We start from the raw sequence: 16,433 nt of genomic DNA on the forward strand, positions 1-16,433 counted from the left end.
TGCGAAAGAGGTGTGTAACAGACCGAATACTCAAGCAAAAGATTTCAGACGTTGAAGCGGTTTGATTTGTACTATGGTTTACGCATGGCGTTGAAAACAGGATCCCATGACCGCTCATTCCTTTGCCTTCTTAACAGTCTTTTTTCCCTTAGCATGCAGACGCGTGCTATGCGTATTCGGGTTGGTGTTGTTTACCTCATCTTGTGCATCCGATAACCCTAGCTCAGTCGACATGACTGGTCGTTCTCAGATTGAAGATGACGAAGTGCTGTTGGTGGGAAAGGTGTCTGTTGTGCCTGTTCCTGCTACGAAGACATCGCAAGAGACAGACACACTTAATCTCTTTTCTGATGAGCGCGTGTTGTTGTGGCTCAGTCCGTTTAAGCGTAACGTCAAATCTCAACCAGATGACATGCTGGGACTTTCGGCGGCGTGGGGTAAGACGTTTTCTTATGCCATACCCAAAAAGAACGTTGCCCTGCAAAAGTTAGAACGGGCGAAGGCAGTTAATGACCAACCAGTTTATCTACCATTGCTTCTCCCTGAAGCGTTCAAATTTCTCATTCGGTAGATGATCGCGTTATCTATATTGGGCATCTTAGGCTCTACGTGAATCCATTCGAAGAAGTGATTGGTTTTGAAGTGCTGGATGAATCGAAGCAAACCCAACATCAACTTCATCAAGCCATTGCAGGAAATGGGCGCTTTCGCGTCTCATTGATGGCACCGGTCTCAGAGTTTCACTGATATTTGATCAATACACCGCAATCAATACGTGGTGCTGGCATTCTCGGCGAGAAGTGACAGAGTAAGAAGTATCTCCCTCGCTTGGACGACGACTATGGCTCCACACCTCGCAGTATTCGATTTAGACGAAACCCTTGTCTCTGCCGATTCCATGGCACTTTGGCATCAATATTTGCTAGACCGACACTACACAAAAGATGCGGACTTCATGGAAAAAGATGAAGCGTTTATGCGTGACTACAGTGCTGGCACGCTAAACCTTGCTGACTATCTGGCTTTCAGCCTTTCTCCGCTAACGTCACTGACTACCGAAGAAGTTGACGCGTTGGCAACGCAATTTGCTGAAGACATCATGCCCGAATATGTCTATGACGAAGCACGCGCTACGTTGGCAGAACTTAAAGAGAGCGGTGCGACTATCATTATTGTTTCAGCATCCTTGGCGTTTCTCGTAAAACCGATAGCGAGAATGCTGGGTGTCGATGCCGCGATGGGCATTGAATTGAAAACAAAGAATGGTAAGTACATGCCTGAACCCGACGGGGAGCCCACGTTCCGTGAAGGTAAAGTCTTTAAACTCACGGAATGGATTTACGCCTTAGGACATGATTTTGAGCATGTCAGCTTCCACACAGATTCCATTAACGACCTACCAATGTGCTTTTTTGCCGACAGCGTGAAAGTAGTGAACCCTTGCAAAAGGCTGCTGGCAAAAGCGAGAGAATACCAATGGCCAGTGTTGCGCTGGGGAACAGTTGAAGGGGAGCTGGTGGACTGAAAGTCTCAGAGTATGAAAAAAGGAGCCTTGGCTCCTTTTTCTTTAGATGGCTTTGATGCGATTTAGCAGTTCGATGGAGGCATCAACTTCGACTTTTCTGACTGCTACGCTTTCAATGTTGCAGCCGATCGGAATACCTTTTTCGTCGGCAAACTCTTTCAGCTCACGCCAGCTTTGCTCCGAGTAATCGACCGATTGTTGGAGGATATCGTCTGAATGAATCAAATCGTTCTCCAGCCAACGAGGAATGTTAATTCCCAGCCACTTCATAAACTGCAGCGTCTTTTGAGAACCGCAAGGCGTCAAGGTGAAGATAATTGGCACCAAAGGAATGCCATGTTTTTTGCCGTAGTAGTAATAGTCAGACAAGAAGTCTTTTGACGCATGCACGTCATAAACACCCTGCGACACGAAAAACGAACAGCCAGCCTCTATCTTTCTGAACACGCGGAGATGCTCATCGCCTTTCACCAAATGACGCTCAGGAATGGTAACACCGCCGAGCAGCATGTCTTTGTTGACGCGCTTTTTTAGGGCGTAGGCTTCAGACATTGGCATCGTCACGGATTGATCGGCTGAGGATGCACCAACAAACACAGACAGTTCATCGGCAGGGTGAGAGTCTTCCAGAAAGCGCGACAGCGAGGCTTCTGAATATTTGCCAACCGATCGGTAGATAACGCGCGGCAACTTAATGTCAGCCAGATAGTCGCGGCTGTATTCGACGCCATCCAGTGTTTCCATGAACGGAAAGGGGCGTTCTTCTGATGTGCGTGTGGCTTCGTCTTGGATATCGTAAACGATAAGGCCATCTATCGGTTGATCTTGGAGTCTGGCAACTTGGCGAGAGGCAATTTCGGTCACTTTTTCTGATTCGGTGCCTTTCTTCGGTGGAACCAATCCATAAAGGATGATGCCGCTTTCGCGGGCTTTAATTTTATCTAACAGCATTAAAATCCAGTGACTCCTGTCATTTGGAACGCAAATTCAATCCCTAAAGCAACGAGATAGCATCAATGGCAGAGGAATTTGCTAGTCGCTCACCATCGTCTCGATGCTTTTCTACCTTAACAGGCTGAATAAGGGATGCAATTTGAATTTACGGTTACAGGCTGTTTTCTTATTGTTTTCGCGCTGTTTTTTCCATGTTACTGGGTGTTGTTTTGAACATTTTCCAGTGCGGTAACGCGTCGCTGTTGATCGGCGGAGAAATACTTATCTTTAAGGGCTTGAAGTTGTGATGGTGAGGAAGTCGGTGAAAACGCGTGTTTTTCAGCAAAGTAAGCAGCGAGGTTTTGCTCGAATGCTTCTTCTTCCTGTTCGTACGCTCGAATGCGCGAAGCAGCCTCCGTGCCAACCAGTTGGTCGAGTGCCGAGTCATAGTCTGAAGCAGACATGTTATCGAGAGCACCGATTTGGCTTATCAACGCAGCATTTTGATAGCTTTCCTTCATATCCGGCGGCAGTTTGTCCAATTCGTCTTGCCATTGTTCTGCCCTTGCATTTTCATCCAGGCCTAAGGCTTCCAATTCAAGACGTTTGATGGTCATGTCTCTGGCGAGGTTCTCTACGTAAAAAAGCTTATTCTGCTCACTTTCTGTAAACAGTTCAGCCTGTCTAAGATGGATTTGATCTTGAATAAAATAGAGATAATCGATGCCTGATAACGAATCTGAAGGCGAAATGTTGTCGAGGGATTGTCTGTACGCCTGATATTTAGCGAACAGCGACTTTTGATTTTCACCATAGCTGACTGAGTCTGCAAACGCTTCATAATCACGCTGGACGTCATTGAGTTCTCGTTCGCCCAATGTGGAGAGGAAATACTCGAATGTATCTCTATCGCTCGAGATATCCACGCTAGTACCTTGGTGAGAGCGAGCCTGCGAACCGTTGTTCTCGTCACCGTTCATCAGCCAATACAGCAATAAGCCAAACAGAATGCCTGCGACGACGATGAGTGCGATTTTGTAACCGGTAAATGAAATTCTCATTCGCAGGCTCCTGCTAGGTTATGTCTGTCGCGAATCGTTACAGTCCTTGTTGCTTCAGTCGATTCGCATGTTGGCGGTAAACCGTGACGGGATCGGTTTCAAACCAATGATGTAGACCGAAGAAACCGTTAACTTCATCCAAATGGTTCATGCGGTAGTTGCTGCGAATCACTCTGCCAAGATGGGTTGCACAGCGTCCGACTAAACCATCGTTCGGCTCTGAGAAGAATAGGCCAGTCACAAAGAAGGCAGGGTCACTAAGATCGAGAATATTGGTGACGGTACTGGTGCCAGACCATGAGTAGTAATACACGCCGTTCGAGGCGCGATAAGCTCCTTCACCACAACGTGAACGTGGCACGCCTTCTGGGTATTTTGCGTTAAACGCGAGCGAACCTTTGGTTGTCAGGGAGTGCAGTGATGCCAGCGGGTCTTGAGGGAGATGCTTTCCGCCGGAGAGGAAGCTGATCAACCCTGACAATGCTTTAGCTGCGCCGACGGCTGCTGCTTCACCTAACGAACCAGAAGGGAAGGCTTTTCTTACTGCATCTGCAAACTCCGAGCCTTTGTTGACACCACCCACACTGGTGACAGACGCAACGTGTTGAGGCGCAACCGAGGCAACATAGCGCGCAGTCGGGCTACCGTGACTGTGACCAATTAAGTTCACCTTCTTGGCGTTGGTCACTGCAAGTACCCATCTAACTTGGCGCAGAAGCTGTTCGCCGCGTTTTTCAGAGCTATTGGTGGCAGATACTTGGGCGACAAACACTTTAGCACCGCTGCGAGTCAGTGCCTGCGGAATCGCGTGGAAGTATTCAACGCCGGCGATGTTATCAAACCCAAACAAACCGTGAACAAGCACAATAGGGTATTTGGTTTGGGTGTATCCGGTTGTTGATGAGCCGGAAGCGGTAGAACCCGCTAATACTGGGCTTGAAGCAAGATCATTACGAGGGAGAAGAGCAATCCTTTCACAATTATTTCCTCTGGTCAGTCCTCTGATGTCGATCCTATATTAGCTATCGCTTTGCAACGCGTTCTGTCGTAACAGTGAGAAACGGTGAGAATGTTAATGAAATGTGATCTTGGTTTTGGTGGAGTGGGATTGAGATCAAAAAAGGAGCGCGGTGCGCTCCTTTTTACCGTTAGGGATGGTGTTATTGAACACCAATACCAAACTTAATTTCGTTGCTGATATCGTCAGTCACTTCATCCAAGTAGTTTTCTACCTGCTGCTCAACCAAACGATCTGGCTCTTCGAAGAACGCAATGTGGAAGATTGCGTCACCTTCGTTCACCAGAGGCAGCGTCTGCTGACCAATGATGATACCGCCAGCTGGTGCGTAGATTTGGATTTCTTCGCTACCCGTTGGCGCGCTGATCGATGCCAGTGATTGACCTTTGCTTACGCGTTGGCCAAGTGCAACGTGTGAACGCAAGATACCATCGGCTTCTGAACGCACCCAGCGAGTTGCGCGCGCAATAACAGGCTCTACAGCCGTCTTACGCTTGCTGCTCTTGCGGATCATGCCTAGGTATTGCATAACACGCTTACAGCCTTTCACACCAGCAGTGATCGCATAAGGTTCGAAGCGAAGTGCTTCACCTGCTTCATACGTCAATACTGGGATACCAATTTTCTCGGCTTCAGAACGCAGAGAGCCTTCACGCAGTGCTGCGTCGATAACAACAGGCGTACCGAACGCCAGAGCCATGTCGTACGTTTGTTCGTTAGACAGGTTTGCGCGAATCTGTGGCAGGTTAGTGCGGTAAATCGCCGCAGTGTGCAGGTCAAGAATATGGGTACAGCGACGAACGATTTGTTCGAAGATCTGGTAAGCCATACGGCCTGCGATTGAGCCACGCTCAGAACCTGGGAAACAACGGTTCAGGTCGCGACGGTCTGGTAGATAACGGGATTTGTGGATAAAGCCAAAGACGTTAACCACTGGAATCGCGATTATCGTACCTGTTAGTGTTGCTGGGTTAATACGCTCAAGAACTTGGCGTACGACTTCAACACCGTTCAGTTCGTCGCCGTGGATCGCTGCGTTAATCATTAACACAGGCCCAGGCTTCTTACCGTGAATCACTTCTGCGGTGACAGAAAGTGGAGAGTGCGTATAGAGTTTTGCGACTTCAAATTCAACGCTAGCGCGTTGACCAGGCGGGATGGTCATCCCGCCGATTTCGAAAGCTTTATTTTTATTATTTGCTTTTGACACGTGTCCTTGTCCTCGGAGTTGAGACTATTTTCTCAATATGATCAATGATCATCCCTGCTACGTCTTTTCCTGTAGCAGCTTCGATCCCTTCCAGACCTGGTGAGGAGTTCACTTCCATCACTAGAGGTCCGCGCTCAGAGCGAAGAAGATCCACACCCGCTACGTGAAGGCCCATTGCCTTCGCAGCAGCAACTGCAGTCTTACGCTCAGTTGGAGTAATACGCACCAGTGATGCACTGCCACCGCGGTGCAGGTTAGAGCGGAACTCACCTGGCAGCGCTTGGCGCTTCATTGCTGCGATTACTTTATCGCCGATAACGAAACAGCGAATATCTGCGCCGCCCGCTTCTTTGATGTATTCCTGAACCATGATGTTAGCTTTCAGGCCCATAAATGCTTCGATAACACTTTCCGCTGCTTTACGGGTCTCTGCCAGAACAACGCCAATGCCTTGGGTACCTTCCAGCAGTTTGATAACAACTGGTGTGCCACCGACCATGCTCAGCAGGTCTTTAATATCGCCCGGTTTGCTCGCAAAGCCTGTGATCGGCATACCAATATTCTTACGAGACAGCAGCTGAAGTGAACGTAGTTTGTCACGAGAACGCTGAATCGCCACTGAATCATTCACGGTGTAAATGCCAAGCATTTCGAACTGGCGAAGAACCGCACAGCCGTAGAATGTTACAGACGCGCCAATGCGAGGAATGATGGCATCAAAACCCACCAGATCTTCACCGTTTTGGTGAACAGAAGGCTGGGTAGAGTTGATGTTCATGTAGCAGCGCAAAGCATCAATAATCTTGTATTCGTGGCCACGCTGTTCACATGCTTCGATCAGACGACGGGTTGAATACAGGTTTTCGTTACGAGATAGAATTCCAATTTTCATATAATTACCCTTGAGGCACCTGAACGATAAATGATTGTACTGGGTCGACAAGTAGTCGGTTTTCCATGGCAGTACGGCCCAACAACATTCGAAATACCATAGTGTCGCGAGCTGTCAGCGTCATCTCGATTGGGTAGGTCAAATCACCAATAACCAATGGGGTTTCGATAACGTAACGGAACGTCTCATGACCACCTGAATCGCGAACAGTTCGCATGTCTTTTACTTTTGCGTGACATTCTTTCTCGGTCACGTTGTCGTCTTGAATTGGGTGGATCATAAACTTCACCCACTTCTCGTCGTCCTTCTCGTACTCTTCGATACCGAAAGTGTGCAGACATGAAGTACGTGCACCTGTGTCAACTTTCGCTTTGATCGCAGAGATACCTAAATCTGGTAAGGCTACCCATTCTCGCCAGCCAACCAGCATTCTGTCGTTTGAATTTGCGTGGTTAGAGTCCTCGACTGCTGGTCGAGCTGTGTTTTTGTCAGTCATTACTGTCAATGCCCCAGGTAGTGAATTTCGTACGGATGGAGTGAGCGCATCAATCTTTGACTTACTCAAGTAAACGATAGCTGTTTTGCGGAGATGTTCCGCTCACATTTCTAAGAACTGATTGAATAATCAACACTATCGAATTACTAAATACTGTGGCGTTCAAAGCCACATGGGTATTTCACTCCGGCGGCGCACTTAATCATCCACTTTCTCAGCACCGCACCAAAGAGCGCGCAAGGTACAGCTTTGCAATGCAAGCGACAAGTCAATTTGTGATTTGTGATAATCAAAATAATTTATCGATAAAATTATTAATCGCCAGAAAATCACATAATTAGCTTACTCGCCCAGTTGGTCCATATTCGGTGTTACGCTGTCGGGTTGTATCGCCCATGATGAGAGTATGAATGTATATTCTTTGACCGCAAATTTGGTCAGGCAGTTCGTTTATAAAACGAGTTTTTTGTCATCTTTTATCTGTTTAAACCACTGATACATAGGGACGTTACCCGCGTTGTCTACATTGGGCGCACCTTTGCCGTGTTTTACATCGTGAATGTTCACTGTCCGTATTTCTACGCTGAAGCGAAACTTGTCCGTGAGATTGAATTTGCTGCCATGAAGGTGTGCGGAAGCAAACGTTAGGATCTCGCCGGGCTGAAGTTCTGGCGTGAAACACGCTTGTTCATCAATAGATTCCAATGCTTGTGGCGAGCTTGGATAGGCAATTTTTTCACCTGAAGGCGTTGCTTTCTTTTCTGCCAAGTAGCGAGAAAACGACCAGTCCGACGTCGTGTTGGCGACTTTTTTGTTCCAGTAGTCAGGATACAGAGCAATAGAACGCGCTTTTCTGAGGGGAAAGATAGGCAGCCACCAGTTAATTTGGCTATCAATGTTACTGCCCCACGTGTCTCTGTGGTGCTTCACGCTTGCCTGTCTGCCCTTGTCGTAGGACGTTACACAAGGGACGATCCGAAGGACCAATCTGTCATAAAAATTCTCTTCGCGATTCACTCCACAGGTCTCAAGCGCACTAAAAAAGAGAGACTTAATTTCAGGGTCTCGTTCAAAAGCCGTCATGGTTTCGCTTGCACGCGCTGCGTACGTGGGTTCATCGAGTGCTAAATGTGCTTTTTGGGGATCTGGAATACCGAAGTGCTTATTGATGAGCTGCTTAGTTCGGTTGAGGAAAGGAGCTAGTTCGTCAGCGATGGAGAAGATGATCAGTTCGCCTTGAAAAAGACGGTCTCCAAGCTCTTGGTGAGAAAGTGCAGTATATGTGTGAAATGGATCCATGGAGTCACCTTGTAGCGTTTGCTTTTCCTCTTTTCGAGGATAGCTCACGCTCAAGGTGCAGTTTATTGAGATAAAGAGACGAGATGTAATTTATAGAAAGAGGCTACATGGCAAATTGCATTGCGATCGAGGCTGGCTCTCGCTTCCATTCACACAATATGTCTGCGAGGCCTTCTTCATTGTCATGCTGTCCAACCTCGCATTCTTTGAAGCCATGTTTCTCCCAGAAGGTTCGTGCAGGAAGGTTGACCTCGAAGGTATAGAGTTTTAGATGGTCTGTGTTCTCTTGCGCGAGCTCTACAAGGGCAGAACCAATCCCACGGCATTGGTGGTCGGGATGAATATAAAGCTGAGAGATGTAAACATCGTCCATTGCCATCATGCCCAGCACGGTGTCCGTGGTTTTTTCAACAGCGAGATAAATTCGATGAGAAGGTGCAAGGATACGGTTTAGGTAATAACGGTGTGAATCTAGCGAATGCAACTCTGGTATGCCCAGAGCTGCTTCCTTGCTTTCGCGCCACATCTCGATGGTTTGTTCGGTGTAGCGCGGATGATAATCGACTATAACAATTTCACGATTCATAAGGTTACGACGCAGTCTCAGGCTAAGTAAAGTTAAACAACGTTACTGAACTGCTGAAGCGTGCGCGTAAAGAAAGCACTGTTTGGATCTTCTTTATAATCGGCAAACGGCGCACATTGTTCGAAACCGAAACGTTCGTAAAGACGTCTTGCCGGTTCAAACTCAGGTTCAGTACCTGTTTCTAAACTTAGGCGGGAAAACTGACGTCTGCGCGACTCTTGAAGAATATGTGCGAGCAAGTTCGCAGCCACGCCTCGACGAACAAACTTCTGCGATGTACGCATCGATTTTATCTCGCCGTGCGAAGGGCCAATTTTCTTCAATGCGCCACATCCTGCGAGTTCGCCATCAATCCAAGCACTCCATAAAGTCACATCGGGATGCTGAAGTGCGCTGAGATCCAATGCGTGAACACTTTCTGGTGGGCTGATTTCGTGCATGTTCTTGAGATGTTCGAGAAGAAGTTCCTGAATTTCGCTTCCACTCAAATCATCAATACGAATTTCCATTTTCTACACTCCCGAAAAACCAACCTCCCTGCATTTATCACGTGAAGACGGGTTTGTCCAAGTGGCTTGAAAGCATTGCAAACGGTGAACAGGGGCTTTTCTACGTTTTGAATTGTCTGCTTAGAGAGGTTTGTATGAGATTTAATGCTTAATAGATGGTGAAAACTAGAGAGAAAAAATTTTGGAAGCAGTGAGAGATAAAGAAAAGAATCGGTACATCATTCGATATCGGTCACAGAATGCATTGGATGTACAACCGAAGTTCCCATGGAAAAGAAAAAGCCTCCGAAGAGGCTTTTATTGATCAACAGGTTTGTGGCTCGTGAGTTTGCGCTGGCAGTGTTTTGGCTTTCTTTTGCTTGGCTCGGATCATCAAACCCAAGCTGAGGAACACCAACCCAATGCCAATCCACTGGTATGGGCCCAACACTTCACCGACCAAGACGACGCCAAGGGTAACCGCAGCAATTGGGTTAACCATGCCCAGCATTGCCATAGCATCTGGGCCAATGCGTTTGATAGAACGAGTATATGCCCAGTACGCAAAGGCAGTGTTAAACAGGCTGACCCAAACTAATCCCGGTACTTCTTGAAGGGTGACCATTTTGGGGGCGCCCTCTACCAAAAATGCAATGGGCAACAGAAGCAGCCCGCCCAACGTCAGTTGCCACGCTGTGAGTCGGAATATGTCTGTTACAGGCCAGCTTTTCAGCCAAAGCGACGCGCGAGCAACAAGTGCTGTGGCGGTAAGTGCCGCAATGGCACCGATAGGGTCGATATCTGCTGATGGGTTGAGGATCAACATCACGCCACTCAGGCCAATAATGGCCAAGCCCAACATTTTCCATTCAGGCTTTTTACCTTCAACCAGCCACTGCATAAACATCAGTTGCAAAGGCAATGTTGCGCCCAGTGTGCCAGCCACCGAACCTGGCAATCTGTATGCGGCAATAAAAAGCAAAGGGAAGAACAAGGCAATGTTCAGCACGCTAAGCAGGGTCATTTTCGACCAAGGCAATGGTGGCTTGCCCGGTTTTAGTAACAGCAATAGTAGGCCAGCCGGTAATGCTCGCCACACAGCAACCCAAAATGGTGTCATGTCTTGCAGGTACAATCCCACTGCCGCATAGGTGCTGCCCCAAAGTAGGGGGACGAGTGCAGCGAGTATGTAGTTTTTCACTTTGGGCTCCTCAGTGTGCATACATTATCAAATCGCACACTATCTTCTAAAAAAGTATCTTTTCTAAAAGATAAATTATTCGCTTTGTCTCTTTTTTTCAAGTATCTTTTTCGAAAGATAAATTAAGGAGCATGTGGTGATGGCTGATCATGTCGATACAATCCTTGCGCAGTGGAAGACGCAACGACCAGATTTAGACTGTTCTCCGATGGCAGTGATTGGGCGTCTAGTTCGCGCAAAACAGATTGTTAACCCTAAGTTGGACTCGGTTTTCAAGTCGTTTGAGTTAAGCAGTGTAGAGTTCGATATTCTTGCCTCGATGCGACGTTTTGGCTCGCCAGTGACACCAACGGAGCTTTATCAGACCTTGATGCTTTCATCGGGTGCGATGAGCACGCGCATTGATGGCTTGGTGAAACGCGGGTTTGTAGAGCGCCACGCCAGTGAAACCGATAGACGTAGTTGCACCATTACGTTGACGGCGTCAGGGACGACTCTCATTGACGAAGTGGTCAATGCACACGTGGAAAATGAACGTCAAATGCTGTCGAGTCTTTCGCTCGATGAACAAGAGCAATTGGCTGGGCTGCTGCGAAAATGGCTTATTGCTAACGAATAAAGGTCACTCTCTGGTCTCATGCCTGAGCCCCTCTCACCTTATATCTCCGCAATACTAAAGGAACTAAGAGAGGGGATGGGCAATGGATTACATGCCAGTGACAAAATTGATTGAGCTTGACCTGCATTGGATCAGAGGAAAGGATGCGCGCTTTAACGCCATTTTAAAAAGCCTTCGTAAGGGAGATGGCATCCAAGAAGCCATTTTGCTGATCAATTGTGCGTGTGGGAAAACCTATATTCTGCAAGATGGTGGGCACAGAATTTCTGCTGCTTATCAGCTTTTCTTAGAGTCCGGGAAGGATTCGATGCTTCCTGTCTCAATATTCCAATCCAACATTCCCTAGACAGCTTTGCGACTACTCCCTGAATGAAAGCTTCTATAGTTAATGATGATAACAACTATAAGTACTTATTTTAGGGGGAATAATGATTAGGTTGATCTATGCAAGTTCAGCGACCACGGAGTTTACAGAAAGCAAACTGATGAAGTTGCTTGGCCAAGCAAGAGCAAATAACCAAAAAGAAAATATTAGTGGCTTGTTGTTGTATGCCAAAGGGAACTTCTTTCAAGTGCTGGAAGGGGAAAAACAGGCAGTTGAAAAGCTTTACTGCAAAATCCAGCAAGATGAAAGGCATACCTCAGTTGTTGTCATCGATAGAAGTGATATTACTCGGCGGGCGTTTCCAGATTGGTCGATGGGCTTTAAAAACTTAGAAACCTTTGATAGCTGTGAAGTGCGTGGTTATAACACCATCTTTAATAAAGCACTCTCTGAAAAAGACATGGAAGAACTTGGCCCCGATATTATTTACCTCATCGAGCAATTCAAAAAAACGTGGTGACAGGCGTTTAAAATCCGATTGTCTTGACTTTGAACAAGTCTGAAGTGTTTCAAGAAAAGTGGAATATGATAGGCTGCCTTTTCAATCAAAGAGAGGCAGCTCATGGACGACGTTTCTTTCTGGATGTTATTTCTATCCACCGCAGTGGTGCTGAATATTGCACCTGGCCCTGACCTTTTATACATCCTCACCAAAACAGTTACTGGCGGCAGAAAAGTGGGTTTTCTTGCTGCACTGGGTGTATGTACCGGTGCGCTCTTTCATGTCGTAGCGGCTGCAATCGGTTTGTCCGCAATCCTCGTATCTTCCGCCTTGGCGTTTACCATCGTTAAATATGTCGCGTTGCTATCTTCTTTATCTCGCGTGGCAGGCGTTTTGCTCCAAAGGCACCCAACTTAATGTAGAAGCCGCATCCGCTGAAGCAGTTTCTGGTTGGGCTGCGTTCAAACAGGGTGTGTTGATTGATATTCTAAACCCGAAAGTTGCCATCTTCTTTATGGCATTTTTGCCTCAGTTTGTTAGAGAAGGCGAGGGGCCTGTTCCGGTACAACTGCTCGTGCTGGGTTTTATTGTGGTGCTGGTGGCGATTGTGGTGGAAGGGCTTTATGTTCTGGCGGCTGACAAACTGGCAGACAAGATTCGAAATAGCCAACGCATCAGTCGTTGGATGGACAAAATCGTCGGTGCCATTTTCACCTTTTTGGGTATCCGCCTTGCTATCAGCTAAGGAATAGCAAACCTGTAAGGGATGCAATAACATCCCTATTGAATTACTACTTATCCCTCATAGTGTTACGGCTCATCTATAAGCGACTTCTTGCATGTCTTAAATTTGAGCCAAAAACCCCCATCCTTTCGCGGTTATTATGCCCCGATAAGAGGCCAATCTGAACGTTCGACCGTATTCAGAAAGGTACAGAAATAATTCTTTCATTGTCAGTGGCTTGATCATAACCGCCGAGCACGTGTGCCGTGCGGCAGAGGAATACGATCATGCTGTACGTTGATGGGCTGGTGACTGCTTTACCTGCCAAAAACAAAGATACCTACCAACAATTGGTAAAAGATGCAGTTCCCCTGATGCGTTCGTATGGCGCGATTCAGGTTGTGCACTGTAGTGACAAGCCGACACATCAAAATGTCACACAAGAGGACTACGAAACGGCGAAAGGTGTGGTGGTCTTCTCATGGATTATTTGGCCGTCTCGTGAAGTCAGGGATAGAGGCATGGAGAAAATGCTGTCCGATCCACGATTTGATGATGTGATGAACCCGCATTCGTTGGAGGGGGAGCGGTTAGAGCTCGATCCTTCTTTCGTACCCAAATTCCACTGATCCCATTCTTCAAAACCCGTCTTAGGCAATCGCAAGTCAGTGATTGCCAAAAGACAGACCATTCTGCTTTAAGAAATTCGGCCAGATCCTCAGTGCGGCTCTTGTACTTCGTGCGACTTTTCTTCATGTTATTGAAATGTTGGAAATCAATGGATACACCAGACGATGCCTCAGTCATATCGTCATAGAAAAAGCATGGAGCCGTGATGATCAAATACATCATTACTAAACAACAGATAGAAGAGATGGAAGGGGTGACAAAAACACACTTCCTTAATCCCAATGCGGTGAGACATGCCAAGTCACTGGGTGACCTTGTTGGCATCACTGGCTTTGGTTTTCACCTCGTTGAGATTGAGCCTGGCCATGAGTCGACGGAATACCATGTTCACTATTTCGAAGATGAGTGTGTTTTCATCTTATCTGGCGAAGCGGAAGTGACGATAGGTGACGACGTTTTCTCGGTTGCCGATGGCGACTTTATTGGGTACCCCGCGAATGGCTTACCTCACGTGATGAAAAACACGGGGTCACAGACGCTTCGTTGTCTCGTGGTTGGTGAGCGTCTCGCTCATGATGAAGCGGACTACCCAAGGAAAAACAAGCGGATATTTCGAAACGAAGGGCGTCCTTGGCAGCTTGTCGATATAGATAAGATTACCGACCAACCCAAGGGAAGTAAGAAGATGGCTCCAGTGAAAAATGAAATCGCGTTAGTGACAGGCGGTAGTCGAGGCATCGGTGCTGCCACGTCTCTAAAGCTTGCTGAAATGGGCTACACAGTTTGTGTAAATTACCGCTCACGCAGCGCAGAAGCGAATGCCGTGGTGAAAACCATTCAAAATAACGGGGGTGAGGCTTTTGCGATTCAAGCTGATATTTCTGACGAAGACGCAGTGCTTGCTTTGTTCGCCGCTATCGATGCGAAAGCGCGGCCTTTGGCTTGCTTAGTTAATAATGGTGGCGTGCTTTTTACGCAAAGCCGTCTGGAAGATATGACGGTAGAGCGGTTTAACACGGTCTTTAGTGTGAATGTCACTGGCTCTTTCCTTTGTGCAAGGGAAGCAGTGAGAAGAATGTCGGTGGAAAGAGGCGGAAAAGGCGGTGTGATTGTGAATGTCTCGTCCGGTGCCGCGCGTTCAGGCTCACCAAATGAGTACGTGGATTATGCCGCAAGTAAAGGGGCTATTGATACGTTGACGGTAGGGCTGGCTAAAGAAGTCGCAAGCCAAGGGATACGCGTGAATGGTGTCAGACCCGGCTTTATTTACACAGACATTCATGCCGATGGCGGAGAGCCGAATCGCGTCGACAGATTGGCCAAGAATATACCCTTACAGCGTGGCGGAGAGCCAGTAGAAGTGGCGTCTGTTATCTGCTTTTTGGTGTCAGCAGAATCCACATTCATGACGGGTAGCATCCTTGATGTGACGGGTGGCGTGTGACGCTGAGTGAATACGCGTGATGGTTAAATTTTGATCTTGTTGCATTTTCTTGCATTTACCGACGCCTTTCCTCTAAACATCGCTGTGTCTCTATGGAATAATACAGCGATGTTTAGAACTCATTTAAGTTGAATTCAAACCGTTAATGATTATCAGAAAGCGTTGGCTGTTGTCCGCCCTGTTGGTGTGGTGCTCAAACGTGGCCGCTAGCGAATCCATCAGTCAGGATGTAGGTACCGAGTCTGAGGTGACTTACGATTATCATCAAATTGTGCCGAGTGAGACGGTGTGTCGTTCGAGCCTTCGTCAAAAGTTGCTGGAGCAGCAGATTGCCTTTAGCAACAGTCACAATTCTCCCGAAGAACGCCGATTTGCCGAAGAGAGCATTGATGAGGCGAGAGAAGCTTATTCTCAAAAGCAAAGTTACTGCGATGCAACCTTGGCACTGACGAAATACTTAGATCGCAAAGAGCACCATATGTCTCAAGCGGCGAAAGACGGGCAAGTTCAGAGTTTTGCGTCGACCGAGTAACCTAACGCTCACGCACCAGTGTCGGGTGTTTCTTTCGATAAACCAGAGGGCTCACGCCCTTGATACGCCTGAATTGTCGGCTGAAGTTCGCCAAATTGTGAAAGCCCACTGTTTGGCTGATGTCAGCAATGGTGTCTTCACTTTCTCTTAGAAGCACACAAGCACGCTGAATGCGGACTCGGTTTACAAAGTCGGTAAAACGGTGTCCTGATGCTTGATGAAAGAATCGCGAGAAGTAGGATTCTGTCATACCCAGCATGTCGGCAACGGTTTTTAGTCGGATAGGTGTTTGGTAATTTTGCATCACATAGTTCACCACATCGCTGACCCTGCTTTGCACTGTGCTGGCATCTTTCGTTTCCGACGCGGGCATATTTGACAAGACACGTGTACTGCGTGAGTTCAGGTAATCGATGAACGAAAGGAAGTTAACCAGTCTCGTCACCCCTTGGCTTTCCCGTATTTTACGAAAATTCTCCTCAGCTTTGTCGAAAGGCACATCCAAGAACTCAATGCCCATCTTTGCCTGTTCCAAAAGACGTGTGAACTGCATAAGCTCAGGGAACACAAGCGCGGCACCATCAAACAGATCGGGCTTAAAAACAACGACCATGTCCCTTAGCTGGTGGGTCTCCCCCGGCGCAAGCTGACTCTCCCAATTGTGAGGAAGCCAAGGGCCAACCAAGGTTAAGTTACCCGGAGAAAACGGCCCGAGGTAATTGCCAATCATGACCTTGCCGTGGGTTTTCACGATGAGGTGAAGCTCGTATTCCTCATGCACATGCCAATGAATGCGCTCGTGCGGCACACCATGTTCGACATAGCGTACTGACTCATCATCAATTTGAATAAATTCCCATACTGGGTCTTTGGCAACAGACATAGCTTCTTTCCAATTTGTGCTTTCACTGCTGAGAGAGTCATTCTCAGCAGCGTCCATCTTAATTG

Annotated in this window: 20 protein-coding genes and 2 pseudogenes; 11 read left to right on the forward strand and 11 right to left on the reverse strand. The window is 47.5% G+C overall.

Annotation, left to right across the window (positions count from 1 at the left end):
• Positions 1–163: 163 nt before the first annotated feature.
• The 3 genes from ATN88_RS19615 to ATN88_RS19620 all read left to right on the forward strand — a co-directional run bounded on the left by ATN88_RS19615 (position 164) and on the right by ATN88_RS19620 (position 1,525).
• On the forward strand, positions 164–571 hold the full coding sequence (locus ATN88_RS19615) for a hypothetical protein (protein WP_157490776.1): 408 nt from the start codon (positions 164–166) through the stop codon (positions 569–571).
• A gap of 38 nt (positions 572–609) precedes the next feature.
• Positions 610–747: a hypothetical protein gene (locus ATN88_RS25900; protein ID WP_157490777.1), complete on the forward strand. Its 138-nt coding sequence runs from the start codon at positions 610–612 to the stop codon at positions 745–747.
• Between the two features lie 94 nt (positions 748–841).
• On the forward strand, positions 842–1,525 hold the full coding sequence (locus ATN88_RS19620) for an HAD family hydrolase (protein WP_067419349.1): 684 nt from the start codon (positions 842–844) through the stop codon (positions 1,523–1,525).
• 42 nt (positions 1,526–1,567) lie between these two features.
• Here the strand turns inward: ATN88_RS19620 and ATN88_RS19625 are convergent, their stop codons facing one another.
• The 10 genes from ATN88_RS19625 to ATN88_RS19670 form a co-directional block, all read right to left on the reverse strand.
• On the reverse strand, positions 1,568–2,476 hold the full coding sequence (locus tag ATN88_RS19625) for a methylenetetrahydrofolate reductase (protein WP_067419350.1): 909 nt from the start codon (positions 2,474–2,476) through the stop codon (positions 1,568–1,570).
• A 197-nt stretch (positions 2,477–2,673) separates the two neighbouring features.
• Positions 2,674–3,519, reverse strand: coding sequence for a lipase secretion chaperone (locus ATN88_RS19630; RefSeq protein ID WP_083539542.1), 846 nt, complete (start codon positions 3,517–3,519; stop codon positions 2,674–2,676).
• Between the two features lie 37 nt (positions 3,520–3,556).
• The gene (locus ATN88_RS19635) at positions 3,557–4,489 is read right to left on the reverse strand and encodes a lipase family alpha/beta hydrolase (protein ID WP_067419351.1); all 933 of its coding nucleotides are present in this window, start codon (positions 4,487–4,489) and stop codon (positions 3,557–3,559) included.
• Between the two features lie 190 nt (positions 4,490–4,679).
• Entirely contained in the window at positions 4,680–5,747 is a 1,068-nt protein-coding gene (locus ATN88_RS19640) for a succinylglutamate desuccinylase/aspartoacylase family protein (RefSeq protein WP_067419352.1), read from the reverse strand.
• On the reverse strand, positions 5,731–6,639 hold the full coding sequence (gene rimK / locus ATN88_RS19645) for a 30S ribosomal protein S6--L-glutamate ligase (RefSeq protein ID WP_067419353.1): 909 nt from the start codon (positions 6,637–6,639) through the stop codon (positions 5,731–5,733). The genes ATN88_RS19640 and rimK overlap by 17 nt, the downstream gene beginning before the upstream one ends.
• 4 nt (positions 6,640–6,643) lie before the next feature.
• A complete protein-coding gene (locus ATN88_RS19650; RefSeq protein ID WP_067419354.1) occupies positions 6,644–7,135 on the reverse strand; it encodes an ATP-dependent zinc protease family protein in 492 nt (163 codons plus the stop codon).
• Between the two features lie 450 nt (positions 7,136–7,585).
• Positions 7,586–8,434, reverse strand: coding sequence for a 2OG-Fe(II) oxygenase family protein (locus tag ATN88_RS19655; protein WP_067419355.1), 849 nt, complete (start codon positions 8,432–8,434; stop codon positions 7,586–7,588).
• Between the two features lie 103 nt (positions 8,435–8,537).
• Positions 8,538–9,020, reverse strand: a complete 483-nt coding sequence (locus ATN88_RS19660; protein WP_067419356.1) for a GNAT family N-acetyltransferase — start codon at positions 9,018–9,020, stop codon at positions 8,538–8,540.
• A gap of 32 nt (positions 9,021–9,052) precedes the next feature.
• Positions 9,053–9,529 carry a GNAT family N-acetyltransferase gene (locus ATN88_RS19665; RefSeq protein ID WP_067419357.1) on the reverse strand — a complete coding sequence of 159 codons (477 nt, stop codon included), beginning with the start codon at positions 9,527–9,529 and terminating at the stop codon, positions 9,053–9,055.
• Positions 9,530–9,833: 304 nt separating this feature from the next.
• Positions 9,834–10,709, reverse strand: coding sequence for a DMT family transporter (locus ATN88_RS19670; RefSeq protein WP_067419358.1), 876 nt, complete (start codon positions 10,707–10,709; stop codon positions 9,834–9,836).
• A 136-nt stretch (positions 10,710–10,845) separates the two neighbouring features.
• Between ATN88_RS19670 and ATN88_RS19675 the strand changes: the two genes are divergently transcribed.
• The 8 genes and pseudogenes from ATN88_RS19675 to ATN88_RS19705 all read left to right on the forward strand — a co-directional run bounded on the left by ATN88_RS19675 (position 10,846) and on the right by ATN88_RS19705 (position 15,485).
• Entirely contained in the window at positions 10,846–11,328 is a 483-nt protein-coding gene (locus ATN88_RS19675; RefSeq protein ID WP_157490778.1) for a MarR family winged helix-turn-helix transcriptional regulator, read from the forward strand.
• An 82-nt stretch (positions 11,329–11,410) separates the two neighbouring features.
• Positions 11,411–11,674 (forward strand): hypothetical protein, encoded by a 264-nt coding sequence (locus tag ATN88_RS19680; RefSeq protein WP_067419360.1) that lies wholly within the window; start codon positions 11,411–11,413, stop codon positions 11,672–11,674.
• 82 nt (positions 11,675–11,756) lie between these two features.
• Positions 11,757–12,173, forward strand: a complete 417-nt coding sequence (locus ATN88_RS19685; RefSeq protein WP_067419361.1) for a BLUF domain-containing protein — start codon at positions 11,757–11,759, stop codon at positions 12,171–12,173.
• Positions 12,174–12,296: 123 nt separating this feature from the next.
• A pseudogene (locus tag ATN88_RS19690) lies at positions 12,297–12,900 on the forward strand (LysE family translocator).
• Between the two features lie 266 nt (positions 12,901–13,166).
• The gene (locus ATN88_RS19695; RefSeq protein WP_067419362.1) at positions 13,167–13,508 is read left to right on the forward strand and encodes a DUF1428 domain-containing protein; all 342 of its coding nucleotides are present in this window, start codon (positions 13,167–13,169) and stop codon (positions 13,506–13,508) included.
• Positions 13,509–13,753: 245 nt separating this feature from the next.
• Positions 13,754–14,053 (forward strand): annotated as a pseudogene (locus ATN88_RS27755) (cupin domain-containing protein); the annotation flags it as partial.
• 141 nt (positions 14,054–14,194) lie between these two features.
• Positions 14,195–14,953 (forward strand): SDR family oxidoreductase, encoded by a 759-nt coding sequence (locus ATN88_RS26225; protein WP_067419384.1) that lies wholly within the window; start codon positions 14,195–14,197, stop codon positions 14,951–14,953.
• A gap of 145 nt (positions 14,954–15,098) precedes the next feature.
• Positions 15,099–15,485 carry a hypothetical protein gene (locus tag ATN88_RS19705; protein WP_067419363.1) on the forward strand — a complete coding sequence of 129 codons (387 nt, stop codon included), beginning with the start codon at positions 15,099–15,101 and terminating at the stop codon, positions 15,483–15,485.
• A gap of 1 nt (position 15,486) precedes the next feature.
• Here ATN88_RS19705 and ATN88_RS19710 read toward each other — a convergent pair whose 3' ends face one another.
• A complete protein-coding gene (locus ATN88_RS19710) occupies positions 15,487–16,368 on the reverse strand; it encodes an AraC family transcriptional regulator (RefSeq protein WP_067419385.1) in 882 nt (293 codons plus the stop codon).
• Between the last annotated feature and the right edge of the window lie 65 nt (positions 16,369–16,433).

It is taken from the genome of Enterovibrio coralii, assembly GCF_001559595.1.
Lineage (GTDB): Bacteria > Pseudomonadota > Gammaproteobacteria > Enterobacterales > Vibrionaceae > Enterovibrio > Enterovibrio coralii.